This is a genomic window from Mesonia sediminis, assembly GCF_042684705.1.
In the GTDB taxonomy this organism is placed as follows: domain Bacteria; phylum Bacteroidota; class Bacteroidia; order Flavobacteriales; family Flavobacteriaceae; genus Mesonia; species Mesonia sediminis.
Map to the genome: position 1 here is coordinate 1 of NZ_JBHULZ010000039.1, position 2973 is coordinate 2973.

General features: G+C 34.8%; 4 protein-coding genes. All 4 read left to right on the forward strand.

Going from position 1 to position 2973, the window contains the following annotated elements; genetic code table 11:
• Positions 1–134: 134 nt before the first annotated feature.
• Positions 135–782, forward strand: a complete 648-nt coding sequence (locus ACFSQ0_RS07310; RefSeq protein WP_379046321.1) for a DUF1801 domain-containing protein — start codon at positions 135–137, stop codon at positions 780–782.
• A gap of 159 nt (positions 783–941) precedes the next feature.
• Positions 942–1409 carry a hypothetical protein gene (locus ACFSQ0_RS07315; protein WP_379046324.1) on the forward strand — a complete coding sequence of 156 codons (468 nt, stop codon included), beginning with the start codon at positions 942–944 and terminating at the stop codon, positions 1407–1409.
• Between the two features lie 172 nt (positions 1410–1581).
• On the forward strand, positions 1582–2073 hold the full coding sequence (locus ACFSQ0_RS07320; protein ID WP_379046327.1) for a DUF1878 family protein: 492 nt from the start codon (positions 1582–1584) through the stop codon (positions 2071–2073).
• Between the two features lie 207 nt (positions 2074–2280).
• A partial coding sequence (locus ACFSQ0_RS07325) for a transposase (protein ID WP_379046330.1) occupies positions 2281–2973 on the forward strand: 693 nt, incomplete at its 3' end.

The following is a 2973-nucleotide window of genomic DNA, read 5'->3' on the forward strand; positions in this document are numbered from 1 at the left end:
AAATCATTTTCAAAAAATATTGATTCATCGATAAATTTCATAAAAATCAGAAAAATAGAATTTTTAAGAGCATTAATTGGTAGTTTTGAGACAGACTGCCGTTGTGCAACATTTAATAGCAACCGCAAAAACCAATGAACGAAGAAGTTAACAAATATCTGAACGGACTTAAAAAATGGAAAACGGAACTGACCAAACTTCGTGAAATCATATTGGAATGCGGATTAAAAGAGGAATTCAAATGGATGCATCCTTGCTATACCGAGAACGAAAAAAATATTGTACTAATCCACGAATTTAAAGACTATTGTGCGATTTTGTTCCATAAAGGAGTTTTGCTCAAAGACCCTGAAAATATTTTAGTGCAACAAACTGAAAATGTCCAATCGGCAAGACAAATCCGATTTACAGACTTACCAGAAATTGAGGAACTGAAACCGACAATTAAGGAATATATAGAAGAAGCAATCGGAATTGAAAAGTCGGGAAAGAAAATTGAAAAGAAAAAAACATCTGACTTCAACACACCAAAAGAGTTAGAACAAAAATTTGAGGAAAATCCTGATTTTAAAAAAGCGTTTAAAAATCTTACGGCAGGAAGACAACGAGGTTATTTGTTGCATTTTGACAAACCAAAACAGTCAAAAACTAAAACATCTCGGATTGAAAAAAATATGGAGCGAATTATGGATGGATACGGATTAAACGATTGTGTTTGCGGACTTTCGAACCGAATGCCGAATTGTGATGGTTCGCATAAACAATTAGAAAAAACTGAATAAAAAACGTTGCACAACAACGTGTATAGCTCATTGCGGCTGAATTCCTAATCGGAATTCATTGCAATTTGCTATCTTCGTTCTACGGCGGAAAATCATAGCTGATTTCCCGCAACGAGCCATACACAAAACCGTTGTGCGCAAGCTGAAAAAAAATCGTAAATGAAATTTAAACTTCTATTTTTAATAATTGTACTTGGAATTTCCACCATCGGATTTGGACAAAATCTGAATATGGTAATTGACGTAAATGATAGATTAGTAGTTTCCGAAATTGGAGGTGTATATCTTAATTTTGAATATAATGACGGAACAAAAGACCGAATTTTAATCGATTATCATCCAGGAGAACTAATTTTAGAAAAAAACTTGTGGGAAAAAATCAAATCAGAAGAAACAAAAAAAATAACGCTGACATTTGACTATTACACTTACAAAAGAGGTAACCAAAAAATCGCAAACTTTGAAGTAGAAATGGAAAAATATCATTTTAAGCAAAGGTACTTGATTTTACACGTTTATGATTTTAGAGAAAGAAAATATCGGAAAAAATATGGATGTTTAACAGATGCGGAATATATTACCGAATTTAATTATCCTCAAGGCGGAATTTTAATAAGTTGCGGATAATTGAATGTAAAATAAAGCGGATAAAGCCAGCGCACAACAACGTATATAAAAAATTGCTTGTTTTTGGTTCTGGAAAAAGGTAATTTTCATTTTTAATTAAGTAAAGGTCACGCCGACAAGTCCGCGCATTTTCACACGCAACTTATTATATACGAGACCGTTGCCCACAATTATGAGAAAAATACTGCTGACATTAATATTGACTTTTCAAATTGGGATTTTGGTTGCTCAAAAAAATCAATCCGAATTAATAATTGGAACGTGGCGTTTTGAAAAAGAATGTGATTTAAGAACAGACAAAGAAAAATCTGAATTTGTAAAACCTGACATTGACCCAATAGAAACTGAAAACGGAACTGGTTACGCTGACAGAACATTTAAAGAAAATGGCGAATTCGAATTTTATTACAACTTAAATTATACAGACATTGGAACATACCGAATTGAAAATAACAAATTGATTATCGAGCGACGTCTATCCAAAGAAAAAGCGGAAAGCCGAAAAGAAGCGGTTGAATGGCATTTAAAACGGAATTTGATGGAAAAGAAAAATGACGGATTTTATTATTTCAAACCTCTTGAATTGGATTTAAAATCAGTCTCTGAAAAAAGAATTGAATTTGGAACTGAAAAACGTTATACGATATGGAAACGGATAAAATAACTGTGGGCAACAATGTATAACCGCAATTACGGCGGATTCGACTACGTCCGAATCCACTCGGAATTGCTAACGTCCGTGCCAAACCGAATATTAACGCATATAAACCCGTAACTGACGGTTATACGAGACCGTCAGACTGTCTCAAAACCATGCCATCATTGCAGTCTTTTTTTAAGGATATATTTTTAATTTTTTTTATCTTTAAAAATGGAATATCAACAAGGAAAAGACCGGGAGCAATTAACTTTATACAGCACTTGTTTAGACGATATGGTCCCTGCCGATAACAGCGTTCGGTTTATCGATCAGTTTGTGGAGCAGTTAGATTTGCAAGAACTAGGCTTTAACAGCTTAGCAACTCAAGGACGTCCGCCCTACCATCCAGGCGATTTACTCAAGCTTTATATTTATGGTTATATGAACCGGATGCGTTCTTCACGCCACCTAGAAAAAGAATGTCACCGCAATCTGGAAGTTATTTGGCTTTTGAAAAACCTAAAGCCAGACCATAATACCATTGCACGCTTTAGAAAAAACAATCCAAAGGCAATCGCTCGTGTGTTTAGGGCGAGTGTTAGCATTGCCAAAAATTTTAACCTTATAGGCGGCGAACTTATCGCTGGGGATTCAACAAAATTAAGAGCTCAGAACAGTAAGAAAAACAACTATAATAACAAGAAGGTGCAACGCCACCTAGATTATATAGATCAAAAGCTCGCTGCCCATAACAAAGCTCTAGCCCAAGCCGACAAGGATAATAAAACTGAGATAAAAAAAGAGATTGCCCAACGTAAGATACAACGTGTGAAATACGAACAGATTCAAAAAGAACTGAAAGAAAACACCAGTACAGAAAACCCGCAATTATCTACATCAGATCCAGACAGCAGGCACCAAATT

Coding starts and splice junctions, on each gene's coding strand:
- ACFSQ0_RS07310 (WP_379046321.1), top strand. CDS start 135: ATGAACGAAGAAGTTAACAAATATCTGAACGGACTTAAAAAATGGAAA.
- ACFSQ0_RS07315 (WP_379046324.1), top strand. CDS start 942: ATGAAATTTAAACTTCTATTTTTAATAATTGTACTTGGAATTTCCACC.
- ACFSQ0_RS07320 (WP_379046327.1), top strand. CDS start 1,582: ATGAGAAAAATACTGCTGACATTAATATTGACTTTTCAAATTGGGATT.